The organism is Halomonas sp. LES1 (assembly GCF_031846005.1).
In the GTDB taxonomy this organism is placed as follows: Bacteria; Pseudomonadota; Gammaproteobacteria; order Pseudomonadales; family Halomonadaceae; genus Halomonas.
The window spans coordinates 685285-701534 of sequence record NZ_JAVRGC010000001.1; the positions used below are offsets into that span (position 1 = coordinate 685285).

18 protein-coding genes and 1 riboswitch are annotated in these 16250 nt (G+C 61.2%); of the genes, 7 read left to right on the forward strand and 11 right to left on the reverse strand.

Going from position 1 to position 16250, the window contains the following annotated elements:
• Positions 1–60: 60 nt before the first annotated feature.
• The 3 genes from RM463_RS03265 to RM463_RS03275 all read left to right on the forward strand — a co-directional run bounded on the left by RM463_RS03265 (position 61) and on the right by RM463_RS03275 (position 3237).
• Positions 61–1191, forward strand: a complete 1131-nt coding sequence (locus RM463_RS03265) for a nucleoid-associated protein (RefSeq protein WP_311428959.1) — start codon at positions 61–63, stop codon at positions 1189–1191.
• 4 nt (positions 1192–1195) lie between these two features.
• Positions 1196–2428: a hypothetical protein gene (locus tag RM463_RS03270; RefSeq protein ID WP_311428960.1), complete on the forward strand. Its 1233-nt coding sequence runs from the start codon at positions 1196–1198 to the stop codon at positions 2426–2428.
• A 542-nt stretch (positions 2429–2970) separates the two neighbouring features.
• Positions 2971–3237 (forward strand): helix-turn-helix domain-containing protein, encoded by a 267-nt coding sequence (locus RM463_RS03275; protein ID WP_311428961.1) that lies wholly within the window; start codon positions 2971–2973, stop codon positions 3235–3237.
• A 27-nt stretch (positions 3238–3264) separates the two neighbouring features.
• Here RM463_RS03275 and RM463_RS03280 read toward each other — a convergent pair.
• The 3 genes from RM463_RS03280 to RM463_RS03285 form a co-directional block, all read right to left on the reverse strand.
• A protein-coding gene (locus RM463_RS03280) for an IS3 family transposase (protein WP_311428962.1) occupies positions 3265–4427 on the reverse strand; the annotation gives its coding sequence in 2 pieces (ribosomal slippage) (positions 3265–4169 and positions 4169–4427; 1164 coding nt in all).
• A gap of 278 nt (positions 4428–4705) precedes the next feature.
• The gene (locus RM463_RS17490; RefSeq protein WP_409229254.1) at positions 4706–4774 is read right to left on the reverse strand and encodes a DUF4113 domain-containing protein; all 69 of its coding nucleotides are present in this window, start codon (positions 4772–4774) and stop codon (positions 4706–4708) included.
• Between the two features lie 103 nt (positions 4775–4877).
• Positions 4878–5360 (reverse strand): hypothetical protein, encoded by a 483-nt coding sequence (locus RM463_RS03285; protein ID WP_311428963.1) that lies wholly within the window; start codon positions 5358–5360, stop codon positions 4878–4880.
• 74 nt (positions 5361–5434) lie between these two features.
• Between RM463_RS03285 and RM463_RS03290 the strand changes: the two genes are divergently transcribed.
• Positions 5435–5605 carry an SOS response-associated peptidase family protein gene (locus tag RM463_RS03290; protein ID WP_311429121.1) on the forward strand — a complete coding sequence of 57 codons (171 nt, stop codon included), beginning with the start codon at positions 5435–5437 and terminating at the stop codon, positions 5603–5605.
• A gap of 147 nt (positions 5606–5752) precedes the next feature.
• Here RM463_RS03290 and RM463_RS03295 read toward each other — a convergent pair whose 3' ends face one another.
• Entirely contained in the window at positions 5753–6649 is an 897-nt protein-coding gene (locus tag RM463_RS03295; protein ID WP_311428964.1) for a mechanosensitive ion channel family protein, read from the reverse strand.
• 140 nt (positions 6650–6789) lie between these two features.
• Entirely contained in the window at positions 6790–7293 is a 504-nt protein-coding gene (locus RM463_RS03300) for a lactoylglutathione lyase family protein (protein ID WP_195686973.1), read from the reverse strand.
• Positions 7294–7398: 105 nt separating this feature from the next.
• Between RM463_RS03300 and RM463_RS03305 the strand changes: the two genes are divergently transcribed.
• On the forward strand, positions 7399–8265 hold the full coding sequence (locus tag RM463_RS03305; RefSeq protein ID WP_311428965.1) for a LysR family transcriptional regulator: 867 nt from the start codon (positions 7399–7401) through the stop codon (positions 8263–8265).
• Positions 8266–8294: 29 nt separating this feature from the next.
• On the opposite strand, the gene RM463_RS03310 is transcribed toward RM463_RS03305, so the two are convergent.
• Positions 8295–9293 (reverse strand): LysR family transcriptional regulator, encoded by a 999-nt coding sequence (locus tag RM463_RS03310; protein WP_311428966.1) that lies wholly within the window; start codon positions 9291–9293, stop codon positions 8295–8297.
• 166 nt (positions 9294–9459) lie between these two features.
• Between RM463_RS03310 and RM463_RS03315 the strand changes: the two genes are divergently transcribed.
• Positions 9460–10458 carry an NADP-dependent oxidoreductase gene (locus RM463_RS03315; protein WP_311428967.1) on the forward strand — a complete coding sequence of 333 codons (999 nt, stop codon included), beginning with the start codon at positions 9460–9462 and terminating at the stop codon, positions 10456–10458.
• A 98-nt stretch (positions 10459–10556) separates the two neighbouring features.
• Here RM463_RS03315 and RM463_RS03320 read toward each other — a convergent pair whose 3' ends face one another.
• The 5 genes from RM463_RS03320 to RM463_RS03340 form a co-directional block, all read right to left on the reverse strand.
• Entirely contained in the window at positions 10557–11063 is a 507-nt protein-coding gene (locus RM463_RS03320) for a YiiD C-terminal domain-containing protein (protein WP_311428968.1), read from the reverse strand.
• 1 nt (position 11064) lies between these two features.
• The gene (locus RM463_RS03325; protein ID WP_311429122.1) at positions 11065–11625 is read right to left on the reverse strand and encodes a nitroreductase family protein; all 561 of its coding nucleotides are present in this window, start codon (positions 11623–11625) and stop codon (positions 11065–11067) included.
• Positions 11626–11780: 155 nt separating this feature from the next.
• The gene (gene queF, locus RM463_RS03330) at positions 11781–12614 is read right to left on the reverse strand and encodes an NADPH-dependent 7-cyano-7-deazaguanine reductase QueF (protein WP_311428969.1); all 834 of its coding nucleotides are present in this window, start codon (positions 12612–12614) and stop codon (positions 11781–11783) included.
• Positions 12611–13384: an ABC transporter permease gene (locus RM463_RS03335; RefSeq protein WP_311428970.1), complete on the reverse strand. Its 774-nt coding sequence runs from the start codon at positions 13382–13384 to the stop codon at positions 12611–12613. Before RM463_RS03335 ends, queF begins: the two co-directional genes overlap by 4 nt.
• Positions 13381–14355, reverse strand: a complete 975-nt coding sequence (locus tag RM463_RS03340) for an ABC transporter ATP-binding protein (RefSeq protein ID WP_311428971.1) — start codon at positions 14353–14355, stop codon at positions 13381–13383. Before RM463_RS03340 ends, RM463_RS03335 begins: the two co-directional genes overlap by 4 nt.
• A 181-nt stretch (positions 14356–14536) precedes the next feature.
• Positions 14537–14657, forward strand: a riboswitch (TPP riboswitch).
• 83 nt (positions 14658–14740) lie between these two features.
• Here RM463_RS03340 and RM463_RS03345 point away from each other — a divergent pair.
• Entirely contained in the window at positions 14741–16183 is a 1443-nt protein-coding gene (locus tag RM463_RS03345; RefSeq protein WP_311428972.1) for a sodium:solute symporter family transporter, read from the forward strand.
• Positions 16184–16250 lie beyond the last annotated feature (67 nt).

A 16250-nucleotide genomic window follows, 5' to 3' on the forward strand; every position in this document is an offset into this window, starting at 1 on the left:
GGAAGGCCGCCGCGTTCGATAAAATCCGCACGGAAAGCCGGTACGCAAGGAGGCGAAGGGATGAAAATAAATAAAGTGATTGTTCATGAGCTGGTAAAAGAGCGGCATAAGCCGATAGAAAACTCTAACTACCGGCCCTTGGTCTTGGATAACAAGCACCCGCTGGTCATCAAGCTTGTAGAGGGAGTAACCAAGATCTATGGAGATCGCTACAATGGTGCCCATTATGGCACCTTTGTTGATGGAGACGGTCGGGGGCAGTTCCCTGATGAGTTTCAAAATTATGCTAGAAAAGATGACCCAACTGATCTTGATTTTATCAAAATAAGCCATATAGGTATGCATAGGCTTTACGACAAAGGGTCTGTCAGCGCTGCATCAGGTGGGTATATCCTGTTTTCCGATTTAGTCGCAGACGGTGTGCGATACTTCCTTGTTGTCATGATCAAAAAGACCCCGGGTATGCGGCTATCAGAAGACTTGAGCCCTGAAGAGCTTGAGCAACTTGATCTTAGTAAGCTCCATCAAGCTGCAAGAATCACCTTTGTACGACACAGTGAATATGAGAATGCTACTGCAGAAGAAAAAAGGGAGATTAATTATCTAAGCTTTATAAGCCCAGCTTCTTCTCGATCTGCGTCTGGGTATTTCATTACAGCTCTAGGTTGCTCGGAGGGCAATACCTCAAATCGAGCAACCACGAACCTGATTCGTGGATCGAGGAAGTTCTTTAAGGAAAATGATAGCATCAAGCATAATAAAGATGCATTTATGTCAGATCTATATGCGTATTTGCATGAGAAGCTAGAAAATAGGGAGCCGGTTAAACTTCCCGAGGTTGCGAATATCGCCAGTAATCATGTTCCACATGATTTAGGGGACGAGGCCCAAGAGATCGTTGGTGCGTATGTGACAGTTTTAAATAGCGATGAACTAGCTATTCCCGTTGAGTTTCCAGTAAGTAAGACCTCTCTAAACCGCCATACGCATGTTACTGCCAAGTCCCCGAATTGGAGGTTTGTTTTTGACAAAGTTGCTTTGGGTACTGACCCGGCCTCAGAAATATTTTATAATAAAGACCTAGGAAGCTTGACGATCACTCAGCTTCCGCCGGAAGTGATTCAGCAGCTTGACCAAGAGATTAATGATGATGGCGATGGTCAAGAACAAGATGGCGATGATGAGGGTTAATTAAGTGAGCTTAGCTCCTTTAGTCCAGTTATACAGACTGGTAAAAGCTCCAGCCATCATGGATGGACGGATCAAAGCTGAGACAGAGTTCGGCGACGAGGTTCGTGATCTTGTGAATCAGGTTCGTCAAGATGACAACCTGGGGCGGTTTTTAGACATTGAAGTCGATGAAGAGGACTTCACTGATGAGGAACCGCTTCCTGTGGTTGGAAGGAAGCTTTCCTTTGAGTTTCGGTTGCGTACTGGCGGAGCTGAAAGATTTTACAGGAACTTTGATGAGCTAATAAATAGCAATGCATCGATTAGCAGTGGTAATGCTCCCGGTGAGTTTTATCTTATTGAAGAGAGGTGTTATTCAAGAGATCAAGACTTAGATCCATGTGTGGATTCGCTTGGAGCTTTTTGCGATTTTGTCAAGAAGCTCTCTTGTCTTGCTCATTATCACGATGCAAAGGCAACCGCTAGCGGTTTAAACCTCGTCTTTATCCATCCAGAAGAAGGCGGTGGTCAAAGCACTGTTGCTATAAAAGCAAAAGCTGACCCCAAGGTCGTTTTGAAAGCAGGGGAGTTGGATCTCTGTCTGTTGAGCTCTCTGTGCGATAATGATCAAACAACGGATATGCACTATCATGAGAAACTCAACGTTTTCTCGAGTACGTTGATTGATTTCGTTAAAGGCGATAAGGCTAGGGTTGGCGCTTTTGATCATCTCGTTGAAAAGTGGGATGAATTTGTAGATCTGTACAACAAGAATATTGGCACCTATATAAGCGGATTTGCTTTCCACAAAGCAAAGCGAGAGGTTGCTGAAGCTGAAATTTCAATTTCTGAGCAGTTCTCCAAAGTGCTGTCAGATATTACAACGCGAGTCTTGAGTATTCCTCTTTCCTTTGCCGCCATTGTTGCATTGATAAAGGCAGACGGTTTCTGGGAAAGTTATTTTATTGTAATTGGTGTTTTTCTTGCTTCCTTGATAATATCTCAGCTAGTTTCAAACCAGCAAAGGCAGTTTAATAGAACTGTAAAGTCTAAAGCTTTGGTCTTGGGGTCTTTTGAAGGAAGGAGGGAGGTTTATCCTGACGATCTAAAGAGTCACCTGGAAGACTTGGAAGCTGATCTCGGTAATTACGAGAAACGAGTTAGAAGAACCCTATGGGTTTTTAGGGTTTTGAGCTGGGCTCCTGTTTTTTTTGCTTTATTAGCATTCTTGCTGATTTATACTAATTGGTTTTCATGAGATGAATGGGTGCCGAAATCAGTGTGATCTCTGGCATGGTGATTTATTCTTCGTTTCCCATCCGCTTAGTCTTAATGGGAGAGTCGTAACTCGAGAAAAGTATGAAAGAAAGGTAAGGTCTTACACCTTAGATGCACTTTCTTCTATAAATCCTTTAAGGTACAAGGGGAGTTAAGAATGATAGAGCCAATGCTGCCTCCACCTATAATGGAAAAAGATGGCTATGTTACAGCTTTAGCCTGATAAGTATTTGAGGTGGAGTTTTGTGTGGCCGTTTCGCTCTTTATAGCCCACACCCCAAGCTCTCCCAGGCCCAGCGCTTGTAGCTGGCCCTTGGGGGGCGCCACGCTACAATATGGCGCCGGCTACCTGCATCACCTTGGTGCATAACTCCGGTATTAACATTTGCTAGAGAAAGAAAGTGTCAGAGATAAATTTAGAAAGACTCGAAGAATTTTGCGACGCCTGGATTGAAAAGCCAATGAGGCTGGGCGGTCTCAATGACCAAGTGCAACACATGCCCCATCAGGTACGGTGTTGCCATGACTCATTGCTACCGCCATCTCACTGCTGAAGACCGAGCCGCCATCATGATGATGCGAGCGACTCATTCAATCCGGTCCATCGCCACTCATCTGGGCCGTGCACCGAGCACCGTGTCGCGAGAACTCGCTCGCCACACGATCGACCCCATCAAGGGCTACGATGCCGGCTTGGCGGGCTACCGGGCTCGCCTGACGCGGCATCGGCCACGTCAATGTCCCAAGTTGCATCCCGACGGGGAGCTCTTCGAGGTGGTGGTCTACTGATCTTACTCAGCAATTGTGGACACTGATCTAAGCGATCATTCTGGCTTCGAAGGCCTCCGGGCTGATCATCCCGATTGCACTGTGCCGGCGCTGCCGGTTGTAGTCCAACTCAATATACTCGAATACTTGTCGTCGCATGGCGTCCCGGGTCTCGAATCGCTCGCCATGGATGGCTTCAACCTTGAGGCTGTGGAAGAAGCTCTCGGCGCACGCATTGTCATAGCAATTGCCCTTGGCGCTCATGCTGCACTGGAGTTCGTGGCGGGTCAGCAACGATTGGTATAGCGTCGAACAATATTGACCCCCGCGGTCGGAGTGGACGATCACCCCCTTGGGCATCTTGCGGCCCCACAGGGCCATCTGCAGGGCATCGCCGACCAGGTCAGTAGTCATGCGCTCGCTCATCGCCCAGCCGATGACCTTGCGTGAGTACAAGTCGAGCAGCACGGCCAGGTAAAGCCAGCCTTCACTGGTCGCCAGGTAGGTGATGTCACCGACCCATTTTTGGTTCGGCGCGTCGGCGGTAAAGTCTTGTTTCAGCAGGTTAGGAGCCACGGGCAATGCATGCCGTGAGTTCGTCGTGGCCTTGTACTTGCGAGCCGCTTTAGCCCGCAGATTCTGCCGCCGGAGGCTGACAGCCACAGTATTGCGACAGATGTCAACGCCAGCATTGTTCAGGTCGTGAGTCAGCCTGGGGGCGCCTGAGCGCCCCTTGCCCTGCTGAAAGGCCTGAGCCACACGCTGGTTAGTGATGGCCTGTTGACGGCGCCGCGGGGACGGTACTCCAGCATGCTGACGCCAGGCATAGTAGCCGCTGCGTGCCACGCCGAGTACGGCGCACATACGCTGAGTACTGAATGCCTGACGATGCTGCTGGATAAAGGCGTACTTCACTTCAGGCTCTTCGCAAAGTACACTGCGGCCTTTTTTGTTATGGCCAATTCCTCCGACATTTCAGCGAGTTGCCGCTTAAGTCGGGCGTTTTCTTCGGCAAGTGACTGCTCGCGTTCGGAGGCGTTTTTCTTTTGCTGGGCCTTGGCACGCCATTGATAGAGCTGGCTGGGCTGCAAGCCCAGCTCACGGGCGGCAGCGGCAGCCCCCACTCGGTCAGCGAGGGCAAGTGCTTCCTCGCGGTAGGCATCGGAGTAACGAGCACGTGTCTTCTTCATCGGGGTAGCTTGCTTTGCCATGGGTCACCTCGTTGAGTGTATACCTTAACGGGGTGTCCACTGTTGGTGGGCAAGATCATGCCGCCTCTCCGGCAGCGCTAGGCTGAAACGCATGACGTCTGGCACCTGCGCACTTCTGGAGAAGCTCGTCGCCAGGATGGCTGGCCGACGTCATGACTCCCCCGCAAGAGGCTTGCGGCAACCCAAGGATGGCCTACTTCAGGCTCGCACCTTCTTCCTTCACCCCCCCCACTGTGTTGTCCACGGCGGTGCGCGCAGCGCAAGTGCAAGGCGGCGTTCTAGCGCGGCACGCCCAGGCGCACAGTGCCTCTGCCCATCTTCCCGTTGAGCTCGTCCAGGACGGCCATCAAATTGTGGTCGCGATCGCGCTGGGCTTCCCGCTCGGGCGTGTCGAGGAGCGTGAGCTGCTCGCGGTTAGCGTCCACGAAGTCGAGAGCATCACTCCGGCCTTCATGAACCTGTATCGCGGCGATAGATCGCCTCGATGCCCTGCTGGGCGGTGGCCAGGATCGGCCGGCTGTCGTCGGTAGGCTCGGGCAGCTCGACCACGACGCTTGGAAAATACTGAGGCAGGTCGGGCCGGTGGCGGTTGGTCTTGAGGAAGACCAGCACGGCGCGGGCGTGGCTGTCCTGCTGGCGGAGCTTCTCGGCGCCGCGCTGGGCGTGCTGGCGGATGGCTTCCTGCAGGTCGCCCAGCTCGCCGGTGAGGCGGCCGAAGGAGCGCGAGGTCATGATGCGATCGCGCGGGCGGTCGGCGTCGTTGAGCTCGATGCAGGGCGTGCCTTGGAGCTGGCACACGATGCGCTCGAGGGTGACGGAGAAGCGCCGGCGGATGGCCTTGGTGTCGGCCTGGCGTAGACCCCAGGCGGTCTCGATGCCCTGGATGGTGAGCCGCTCGACCAACCGCAGGCCGACGCCCCAGACGTCGCCCAAGACGATGCGTTCGAGCAGGCAGCGGGTGGTGGGGCTACCGGCCGCACTGGGCCAAGGAGAAGGCGCCCTAGCCCATCAACGCCACCGTCGAGAAGGTTGGCACTTCCAACTACGTCAAGGGGGCGTTCACCTATCACCGCTGCCTGGTGACGGCGGACGGCTGGTACGTGTGGCTGCCGGTGGACGGGAAGAAGCAGCCACGCTTCCTGTGCCGCGAGGGTCGCGAGGGTCGCGAGCCGATCTGATAGGCGAGAAGATCAGGCTCCCAATTGTCCCTTCCCATGGACACTGGGTCCTTCCGAGTTGCCCCGGTCTCCAGGCCGTCCATCAGGCTGTCTCTGATATCAGTGTCACCAAGCAAGAAAGTTGCACAGGACGCCGGACAGGCACCCTCACTCCCCCTCCTCGGGCTGGGCGGAGGCGAGTGGCAGAGGTGAGCCAGGCTTGAACACCAACGTGCGGTAGGGAAATGGTATCTCGATGCCGTGCTCGTCGAGAGCACGCTTGATCGCGGCGACCACCTGGTCTCGCGAGGAGCGAATATCCACCGGCTTGGAGCCGGTCCACCAGGTCACCTCGAAGTCGATCGAGCTTTCACCGAAGGCCTTGGCGAAGACCTGGATATCGCGCACATCATCACGCACCGAGTCGACATGGCGCACCGCGTCCCCGATCACCTCCCGGGCGGCATCGACGTCTTCATCGTAGGCGATGCCGACGATGATCGAGGTGCGCCGCACATCACGGTCGGTGCGCACGATGACCGGGTTCTCGAACAACAGGGCATTGGGCACCACGATGCGCTGGCCGTCGGTACGCCGAATATGGCTGTCGCGCACGGTGATCAGCTCGACCAGCCCCTCGACCTCATGCTCCTCCACGGCGATGTGATCGCCAATCTTGAACGGTTCGCGCCACAGGATCAGCAGTCCTGCCAGGAAGTTCTCGAAGATATCCTTGAAGGCGAAGCCCACGGCCAGGGAGCCCAGCCCCAGCGTGGTTAACGCCTTGGCCGGGGTGACCGTGGGAAAGACCAGGGTGATCGCGACCAGCAGACCGATCAGCCAGACCGTTAGGTGGGTCAGCATGGCCAGCACATCGATCAGGTTGCGTCGCAGGCGCGCCCTTCGCGCCAGTCGACTCACGAGGGCGCCAAGCAGCCGCGCCATCCCCCAGGTCACCAGGATCAGCGCCACGGCGGCCAGCAGGCGCGGACTAGCCTCGACCAGCCCGCGAAGGTACTGTTCGACCTCCCCCATCAACAGTGGCACGAACTGGATCTGCTCCATGGCCCCGACACCCTCTTATGGCTTGGCGACTCGCCCCGGGGACGATGCCGTACCTCCAGAGTAGCCGGGAATTGGTCGTACGGGGGTCTCGCCGGCGACCACGGGACTGGGCGATAGCCCCGTTGCCGTTTCGGCAGGTGTCAGGAGGCGTAGGCCCCGGCGGAGTAGGTCAGCTCATAGCTGTGGCTATAGATCTCGAGAATATTGCCGAAGGGGTCTTCCATATAGACCATGCGGAACGGCTTCTCGCCGGGGAAGTACTCCCTGACCGGCATGCGCTGCTTGCCACCGGCAGCGACGATGCGTTCGGCGAGCCCTTCCACGTCGGGGTCCTGGATACAGAAGTGGAAGATGCCGGTCTTCCAGTACTCGAAGTTGTTCTCGGGAGCTTGCTGCTCCTTGAACTCGAACAGCTCGACGCCGACCCGGTCACCGGTCGACAGGTGAGCGATACGGAACGACTCCCAGCCCGGCCCGAAGACATCACTGCACATCGTGCCGATGGCGGAGTCGTCCTCGACGATGGTGGTGGGCTCCATGATCACGTACCAGCCGAGAACCTCGGTGTAGAACGCGACGGCCGCCTCGACATCGGGTACCGAAATGCCGATATGAGAGAAGGTGCGGGGATAGGGCTGACTCATGACGAAGACTCCTGTTGGTCGTCCGGGATATGACGTTGGCCATGCTAGGCGGCGCAGGCCATAATCAAAACCACCACCCTCTTATCCCCGTGATAAAAGATATTTATGCTTCAACCTCAGTGGCTGCGCACTTTCGAGGCCGTGGTCGAGCTTGGCAACTTCACCCGTGCGGCCGAGCGACTGGACCTGACCCAGGCCGCGGTCAGCCAGCATATCAAGCACCTGGAAACGCGACTCGGGCCGCTACTGCTGCGCCAGCCGAGGCAGCTGGAGCTGACCCCCGCGGGCCATGCCCTGCTCGACTACCAGCGAGAGATGCACGCCGCCGACCAGCGCCTGCAACAGCGCCTGGCCGGCGATGACGCCACCCGGGGCGATCTCAGCCTTATCACGCCCGGCAGCATCGGCCTGGCGATCTACCCCCATCTGCTGGCCCTGCAGGGCGAAGCGCCCGGCCTCACCATTCGCCATCGCTTCGGCCCGACCGGCGAGGTCATCGCGAGTGTGCTCGACAAGCGTGCCGAGTTTGGGCTCGCCACCCAGCGGCCCGAGGACTCTCGCCTGTCGGTGTCGCTCTTCGCGCGGGAAGCCCTCGAGCTGGTGGTCCCGGCCGGGGAGCGAGTCGAGGGCTGGGCGGATCTGATGCGGCTTGGCTTCATCGATCATCCCGACGGACACGACATGGCCACTCGGCTCTTGAGTCGCTGCTTCCCGGGTAACCCGGGGATAGGCCAGCTGCCCTGCCGGGGGTTTACCAATCAGATCGGACTGATTCTCGACCCGGTCGCCGCAGGGCTGGGATTCAGTGTCCTGCCTCGCTTCGCGCGTCAGGCATTCGCACGCCCCGAGGCGATCCGGGTCGTCGAGGACCTGCCCAGGGTGGTGGATTCGCTATGGCTTCTGCATCGCGCCGAATGGCCGCTCTCGGCTCGGGCCACTCACGCCATCGAGTGGCTCAAGGCGCGTCTGTAGGCCCTCTTTCCTACATGGCCGGCGCCGGCTCACACCACGGGCAGCCGGCGGCGAAGCGTGTGATAGCGGGTCTCGAGACCCTCGAACAGGGTCTGTCGCAGCCAGGCGTGGCCGGCATCCCCATGGTGGCGCTCATGCCACACCAGCCAGTAGGAGAAGGAAGCCACCTCGAGGGGCAGCCGCCGCAGCGCCAGCGGCCAGTGCTCGAGCACGCTGGCGGCGAGGCAGCCCGGCACGCACAGCAGCAGGTCACTGTGCTGGGTGGCCGAGAAGCTCGCCAGGAAGTGCGGCTGACGCAGGCTCACGCGCCGGCTCAGGCCTTGCCGGGCCAGCGCCAGGTCCACCGCCCCACGATCATCACCGCCCATGGTGATCAGCTGGTGATCCGCTTCCAGAAACGCCTCCAGCGTAAAGGCTGCCTCCGGCTCCCGGGCCAGCGGATGCGTCTCGCGCATCACGCAGACGAAATGGTCGCGACCGAGCTCACGGCCATGCACATTGGCCGGCACCTGGTCACCGAGCACGCAGAGCGCAAGCTCGGGGCCACCCTCGTCGAGCCGCTGCTCGATGCTGCCGCTATAGGCCTGGATATCCAGCCGCAGATGGGGCGCCTGCCGCTTCAGGGCCTGCCACTGAGGCGCCAGGAAGGCGTGCATGCCATAGTCGGTGGTCGCCAGCTGAAAGCGTCGAGTGGTGCTGGCCGGATCGAACTCCGGTGGCGCCAGCAGGGCCCCCAGCTCTTCCAGCAGACGCGCCAGGGGCGGCCCCAGCGCCTCGGCCCTCGCCGTGGGGCGCAGCCCGCGGTGAGTGCGCACGAACAGTGGGTCATCGAAGGCCAGGCGCAGCCGCGACAGGGTCCGCGAGACCGCAGGCTGACTGAGGTTGAGACGCTGGGCGGCCCGGGTGACACTGCGGGAGTCCAGCAGCGCATGCAGGGTCACCAGGGCATTCAGGTCGTGACGAGCGAGATCGGCGAGGTGCATGGGAGGGCATGCCTTGGTGGTGGAAATCAGGATTTCAATGGCCATGATATCAGCTTGGTGCATATTGCATTTAAGCAACTTGCATTGGCGTGATATCACTCGGATGGCGTAGCCTGGGATCACCACTGACAGCCAGACGCAGCGCTGACAGGCCTCGGGCGTCGAACCGAACGCTCCGCCTGCAGAGACCACTGAACTCCAAGGAGGCTCCATGCACAGCCGCTATTTCACCATTCACGAACACCCCCAGGGCATGCCCGACCGCGAGCTGTTCCAGCTCGAGGCGGCGGAGCTGCCCGCCCTTCAGGAGGGCGAGGTGCGCATTCGCAACACCTGGCTCTCCGTCGACCCCTACATGCGTGGCCGCATGGATGGTGTCACCACCTATATCGAGCCCTTCACGCTCGGCAAGCCGCTGGAAGGCGCCGCCGTGGGCGAGGTCATCGAGTCCCGGGATTCGCGCTTCAAGGAGGGCGACAGGGTTCGCCATATGGGCGGCTGGCGCGATATCGCCCAGCTTCCCGGTGACCAGGTCGAGCCGCTGCCCACCTTCGATGTGCCCCCTCAGGCCTACCTGGGTGTGCTGGGCATGCCGGGCACTACCGCCTGGGTCGGGCTCAACGTGATCGCCGACATGCAGGAGGGAGACAACGTGCTGGTCAGCGCTGCCGGCGGCGCGGTGGGCTCCCTCGCGGTGCAGCTGGCCAAGGCCAAGGGCGGCACCGTGGTCGGCATCGCCGGGGATCCCAAGAAGCTGGAGTGGCTCGAATCCCACGGTATCAAGGCGATCAGCTACCGCGGCAAGGATGCCCGCCAGCTGAGCGAGGCGCTCAAGGACGCCTGCCCGGAGGGCTTCGACGTCTATTACGAGAACGTCGGTGGCGACTGCCTGGAAGCGGCGCTGGATAACCTCAGGGTGGGCGCCCGCATCGCCATCTGCGGCATGATCTCACGCTACAACGCCGAAGGTCCCGCCGCCGGACCGGCCAACCTGGCGATGCTGCTGATTCGCCGCGCGCGCATGCAGGGCTTTATCGTCTTCGACCACTGGGAGCATCACGGCGATTTCCTGAACGAATTCGCCCCCCGGGTCGCCAGCGGCGAGATCGACTACCAGGAAACCGTCATGGAAGGCCTGGAGAGCACCCCGGATGCCTTCCTGGCCCTGTTTACCGGGCGCAACCAGGGCAAGATGCTGGTCAAGCTCTAGGCCTTCGGCTGCCTGGCAGGTGGAGTAACCATCGCCAGGGGAAAAAAGATCGGCCTTCGTTGCGAAGGCCGATCATGTCGTTCTCGCCGAGCGCTGTCTCAGGCGCGTTCGGTCAACACCGCGTAGTCGCCGCGTGCCTCCAGGCACAGGGTCTCACCGCACCAGAGGCGCTGCATCAGGGCGATACGCCCGCGCCCCTTCTCATCGAGCCTTGCGGCGAGGCGCTCGGGCCCCTCCTCCGCCTCGGGCAGACACTCCAGACGATAATCGCCGGTCACCGGTGCCAGGAATCGCTGGGTGGCCTCGGCCACCACCACATCCCGGGCGAGGCCGCGACGCCGCAGCCAGAGGGTGGTCCAGCACCAGCCCAGCAGGGTGGTCTGGGCGGCGAGGGAGCCACCGAAGCCGGTGCCCTTGTCATTGAGATTGGGGGTGAGCGCCAGCTCCCAGCCGAGCCGGTCGCCCTCACGGCGCATCTCGCGGATGCCCAGCTGCCGAACCAGCGGAATCGCCTCGCCTAGCCAGGCGAGGAATTCGCCGAGGTCATCCTCACCGCCTTGGGGCGGCAGAGGAAGTCGCGGGTGGGGAACGCCGATGTCACGCATCTCAGCGCCAGTGCTCGACGAAGTCGTCGATATCATGCTGGGCGATGGGCTTGTGGCGGCCACCCAGGGTGCCGAGATAGATGAAGGCCACCACCTCGTCATCCTCGTTCAGCCCCAGCCCCTTGCGTACCACGGGGTCGAAGGCGTACTTGCCGCTGCGCCACATGGCGCCAAGGCCCTGGGCATGGGCGGCAAGCAGGATGGCGTGGGCGGCACAGCCGGCCGAGATCACCTGCTCCACCTTGGGTACCTTGGGCACCTCCGGGGTGACCTTGGCGATCACCGCAATCACCATGGGTGCACGCAGCGGCTTCTTGCGGGCGGCGTTCAGGGCGGTATCTCCGACATGAGGGTCCTCACGATACTCCGCCTCGGCGAACAGCTCGCCCAGCCGCTCCAGGCCCTCGCCGGAGAACTCGATAAAGCGCCAGGGGCGCAGTTCCTTGTGGTCCGGTGCCCGCAGGGCCGCCCGATAGATGACCTCGAGCTGTTCGGCGTTGGGCGGTGGCCCCATCAGCTTGCCCATGGAGCTGCGTTCATGCAGCAGCGATATCGCGTCCATCATTAACTCTCCCTTGGCAATCTTGATACGAGAACAGTTCTCGTCACTCTAAATGGTTCTCGCCACTCTAGCAGCGCCCCGCTCGCCTGTCGTGCGAGTGAGGTGCTGTCCTCAGCGCCCCTTGATTTCGGTAACTCCGATAGCGGGTGGCTGCCCTACTGACGCGCGAGCCGCAGCGGTTCCGGGGGGCGCTCACCCGGTGTCGCCCGCCACGGGCTGATATCGAGCCCGCCTCGGCGTACATAGCGCGCCAACACCAGCAGCCGCTCCGGCCGGGCACGTGCCATCAGGTCGGTGAAGATGTGCTCCACGCAGTGCTCGTGGAAGTCCTGGTGCTGGCGATAGCCGATCAGGTAGCGCAACAGCCCCTCGCGGTCGAGCCTGGGGCCGCGGTAGCGGATCAGCACGCTGCCCCAGTCGGGCTGGCCGGTAACCGGGCAGTTGGACTTGAGCAGGTGCGAGTGCAGGGTCTCCTCGACGACCTCCTCCCCCGCCACCAGGTGCTCGGCGCTGGGCGTATAGTCGTCGATCTCGATATCCAGCTCGTCCAGGCACTCGCCGGGAAGGCGGCGCGGCATCAGCGCCTCGTCGTCGACGCCGAACAGCTCGACGGCGACCGCGGCCCCGGCGACATGCGCCAGGTCGCGCTCCAGCGTCTCGATGACCGCCTCACGACTCGCGAAGCGGCTCTGGTTGAAGCCGTTGAGGTAGAGCTTCCAGGACTTGGACTCGATCAGATGGGGTGAGTCCGCGGGCAGACGAAAGCGTGCCACGGCCACCACCGGCTTGCCGCGCGCGTTCAGCCAGCTGACTTCGAAGGCGTGCCACTCGTCCTCGCCGACGAAGGGCAGAGCCCCCTCCTTAATCCCCAGCGGCGCCCGGTTGGCGGCGCGCGGTATGGCGTAGAGCAGCGAGGCATCGTAGTGCTCGGGATAGGCGGACTCACGCCCCAGCGGGGCATCCGCGAGGGTCTTGGGACGATGGTTCATGAACGGATCCCCTTGCCACGCTCCAGCATCCACAGGGCCACGCCGAACAGCACCACGATAAAGGTGAGGATCGCCGCCAGGGCCCAGCCCACCGGGATATCCGAGACACCGAGGAAGCCGTAGCGGAAGACGTTGACCATGTAGAGGATGGGATTGAGCATCGACACGCCCTGCCAGAACTCCGGCAGCAGCGAGATGGAGTAGAAGATCCCGCCCAGGTAGGTCAGCGGCGTCAGGATAAAGGTCGGCACGATGGAGATATCATCGAACTTCTTGCCCAGCAGGGCGTTGATAAAGCCGCCGATGGCGAACAGCGCCGCGGTCAGCACCACCACCAACACGGTCAGCACCGGGTGCGCCACGCTCAGGCGGGTGAAGAACAGCGACACGACCGTGACGATCAAACCGACCCCCAGGCCGCGGGTCATGCCGCCGAGCACGAAGCCTGAGAGGATCACCCAGTTGGGCATCGGCGACACCATCATCTCCTCCACGCTGCGCTGAAACTTGTTGGAGAAGAAGGAGGAGGCGACGTTGGAGTAGCTGTTGGTGATCACCGCCATCATGATCAGCCCGGGGACGATGAAGTCCATATAGCTGTAGCCATCCATCTCCCCGATGCGCGAACCGATCAGGTTGCCGAAGATGATGAAGTACATGGTCATGGTGATCGACGGCGGCAGCAGGGTCTGCGGCCAGATACGCGTGAAGCGCTTGATCTCCTTGATCACCAGGGTCCAGAGGGCGATCGCGATCTGATAGGGATTCATGCGCTGGCCTCCTTGTCCCTGGCGGCGTCTGCTGCCCGATCCAGGGCCTCGTTGCCCTGCTCCACCATGGAGACGAACATCTCCTCGAGGCGATTGGCGCGGTTGCGCATGGAGACCACCTGAATGCCCCGCTCGGAGAGTGCCTCGAAGATGTCATTGAGGCGCTGGCCACGATGGACCGCCACGGCGAGCTGGGCGGGCTCCGACCGGGTGACCTCGAAGCCGGGCACTTCCGGCACCTCATCCAGCGCATGGGCCAGGTCGAACAGGAAGGTCTCGGTATCCAGCTCCATCAGCAGGTTACGCACGCTGGTATTGCGGATGATCTCACCGTGGTTGATGATCGCCACGTTGCGACACAGGCTCTCGGCCTCCTCCAGGTAGTGGGTGGTGAGGATGATGGTGGTGCCCTCCTCACGATTGATGCGGCGCATGTACTCCCACATGCTGCGACGCAGCTCGATATCCACGCCGGCGGTAGGCTCGTCCAGGATCAACAGCCTGGGGCGGTGCATCAGGGCACGGGCGATCATCAGGCGCCGCTTCATGCCGCCGGAGAGCATGCGGGCATTGCCGTTGCGCTTGTCCCACAGCCCCAGGTCACGCAGCAGTTCCTCGGCCCGCGGCAGGGCCTCGCGCCGCGACATGCCGTAGTAGCCGGCCTGGGCCAGCACGATGTCGATGACCTTCTCGAACTGGTTGAAGTTGAACTCCTGGGGCACCACGCCCAGGTGGTACTTGGCGCGAGCGAAGTCACGGTCGATATCGATGCCGAAGATCGACACCTTGCCGTCGCTCTTCTGCACCAGCGAGCAGACCACGCCCAGGGTGGTGGACTTGCCGGCCCCATTGGGTCCTAACAACGCGAAGAAGTCCCCTTCCGCGACATCGAGGTCGATGCCCTTCAGGGCCTGAAAGCCATTGCCGTAAACCTTGGTCAGGCCACGGATGGACAGAGCCGGTTCGGCCATGTGCAATCCTTGAAACGATTCGGTGTTCGATAGCGGGGCTTCCGCAACGACTAGCGCAACGACTAGCGCAACGACGGATTCCGTAAAAACTATGCTGCTAACGATATGAGGGCGATACCTTACCGATTCAAGCGGGTATTCGCGCCATGTTGACCCCGTGACACCGGCCCCCTAAGCTGGGTCGTATTCCTGGGGGAGTCCTGGTGGACTGAGATTCCGGCAGCGTGCGCAGATGACACGCCCGGTGACCCTTCGAACCTGATCCGGATAATGCCGGCGAAGGGAAGGAAGTGCCATCCGGCCATGCTTCTCACCCAACGCAACTGCGTCCTCTCGTAGCGACGCTCGGCATCGTACCGGGCCTATCCACGCTAGGGAGTACGTCATGCTGTCGACCGCCCACGCCTTCTGGTGGCTCATCGCCTTCTCCGTGCTGTTCGCCGTGCCGGGCCTGCTCTATGCACGCCGCCACAACGAGAGCCTCGAGGACTTCATCATCGCCCGCAACAGCCAGGGGGCCACCGCCACGGTGCTGACCCTGATGGCCTCGACGCTGGGCACCTGGATCCTGTTCGGCCCCGCCCAGGCAGCCACCTGGGGCGGCCTGGGTGCCATTGCCGGCTATGCACTGGGCTCGCTGGCACCCCGTCTGGTGATGATTCCCCTGGGGCGGCGCCTGCGCGAGCTATCGCCGGGCGGCCACTCGCTTACCGAGTTCGTGATGAGCCGCTACGGGCGCCCCATGTACGCCTTCACCCTGGTCATCATGCTGTTCTACCTGTTCATCTCCCTGGCCGCGGGCATCACCGCCATCGCCAAGATGGTCGGGCTGCTGGCGCCGGTCCCGCTGTGGGCGACCAGCTCGGTGGTGATGGCGGCCACCCTGCTCTACACCCTGTATGGCGGACTGCGTGCCTCGATCTTCACCGACAAGGTGCAGATGGTCGTGATCATGCCGCTGCTCGCCGTGCTGCTGATCGTCGGCTGGCAGGCCGCCGGCGGCGTCGGCCCCACCCTCGCCGGGCTCGAGTCGGCGGCACCGCAACTGCTGGATATCACCGACCTGGGGGGGCTCAAGGCCGGCCTCACCTTCTTCCTGGCCGTGATGCTGACCGGACTCTTCTATCAGGGCAACTGGCAGCGGGTCTACGCGGCGCAGAGCAACCGCGCCGTGGGGCTTGGCTTTCTGCTCGGCGGCCTGCTGAGCGCCCCGATGATCTTCGTGATGGGCCTGTTCGGCCTGGCGTTCGTGGGGCTGGGCCTTCCCGGTGACGGCTCGGTCGCGCTGTTCAGCGTGCTGCTCGCCGACATTCCCGACTGGTTCGCCGTGGGCCTGATCTTCCTGGGCCTGGCGCTGGTCATGAGCAGCGCCGACACCACCATCAGCGCCGCCTCGAGCATGATCGCCGTGGATGGCGGACGGCTGCTGCCTGACGCCAGCGGCCAGCGGCTGATGCGACTGTCGCGCTGGCTGATCCTGCTGCTGGCACTGCCGGTGACCTTCGTGGCCGCCCAGGGCTACAGCGTGCTCTACCTGTTCCTGCTGGCCGACCTGCTCTGCTGCGCGGCGGCCTTCCCGGTATTCTTCGGGCTGTTCAACCGCCGCTTCGACGGCCGCGCCGCGGTACTGGCCACGCTCAGCGGCCTGGTCGCCGGACTCTTCCTCTTCCCGGCCCCGGGCGACGCCTTGAACACCCTGATGGAGTCCTTCCTGCTCGCCACCTTCGTGCCGGTCGTGACGGGCCTGGCGCTCCTGGCGCTGCTGCCGGCGAAGCAACGCTTCGACTTTGCGGCTCTGAGCGCCGGCACCCGACGCTTCGAGGGCTAAGGGATCACACGCCAACGCCCCCGGAAGGGGGCGTTGGCGTTTCTGGGACGTTAGCGCTTCGAAGGGC

Coding starts and splice junctions, on each gene's coding strand:
- RM463_RS03340 (WP_311428971.1), bottom strand. CDS start 14,355: ATGGCCGAACCGGCTCTGTCCATCCGTGGCCTGACCAAGGTTTACGGC.
- queF (WP_311428969.1), bottom strand. CDS start 12,614: ATGAACCATCGTCCCAAGACCCTCGCGGATGCCCCGCTGGGGCGTGAG.
- RM463_RS03310 (WP_311428966.1), bottom strand. CDS start 9,293: ATGGCCATTGAAATCCTGATTTCCACCACCAAGGCATGCCCTCCCATG.
- RM463_RS03275 (WP_311428961.1), top strand. CDS start 2,971: ATGACTCATTGCTACCGCCATCTCACTGCTGAAGACCGAGCCGCCATC.
- RM463_RS03335 (WP_311428970.1), bottom strand. CDS start 13,384: ATGAATCCCTATCAGATCGCGATCGCCCTCTGGACCCTGGTGATCAAG.
- RM463_RS03265 (WP_311428959.1), top strand. CDS start 61: ATGAAAATAAATAAAGTGATTGTTCATGAGCTGGTAAAAGAGCGGCAT.
- RM463_RS03320 (WP_311428968.1), bottom strand. CDS start 11,063: ATGCGTGACATCGGCGTTCCCCACCCGCGACTTCCTCTGCCGCCCCAA.
- RM463_RS03305 (WP_311428965.1), top strand. CDS start 7,399: ATGCTTCAACCTCAGTGGCTGCGCACTTTCGAGGCCGTGGTCGAGCTT.
- RM463_RS03345 (WP_311428972.1), top strand. CDS start 14,741: ATGCTGTCGACCGCCCACGCCTTCTGGTGGCTCATCGCCTTCTCCGTG.
- RM463_RS03315 (WP_311428967.1), top strand. CDS start 9,460: ATGCACAGCCGCTATTTCACCATTCACGAACACCCCCAGGGCATGCCC.
- RM463_RS03325 (WP_311429122.1), bottom strand. CDS start 11,625: ATGGACGCGATATCGCTGCTGCATGAACGCAGCTCCATGGGCAAGCTG.
- RM463_RS03300 (WP_195686973.1), bottom strand. CDS start 7,293: ATGAGTCAGCCCTATCCCCGCACCTTCTCTCATATCGGCATTTCGGTA.
- RM463_RS03295 (WP_311428964.1), bottom strand. CDS start 6,649: ATGGAGCAGATCCAGTTCGTGCCACTGTTGATGGGGGAGGTCGAACAG.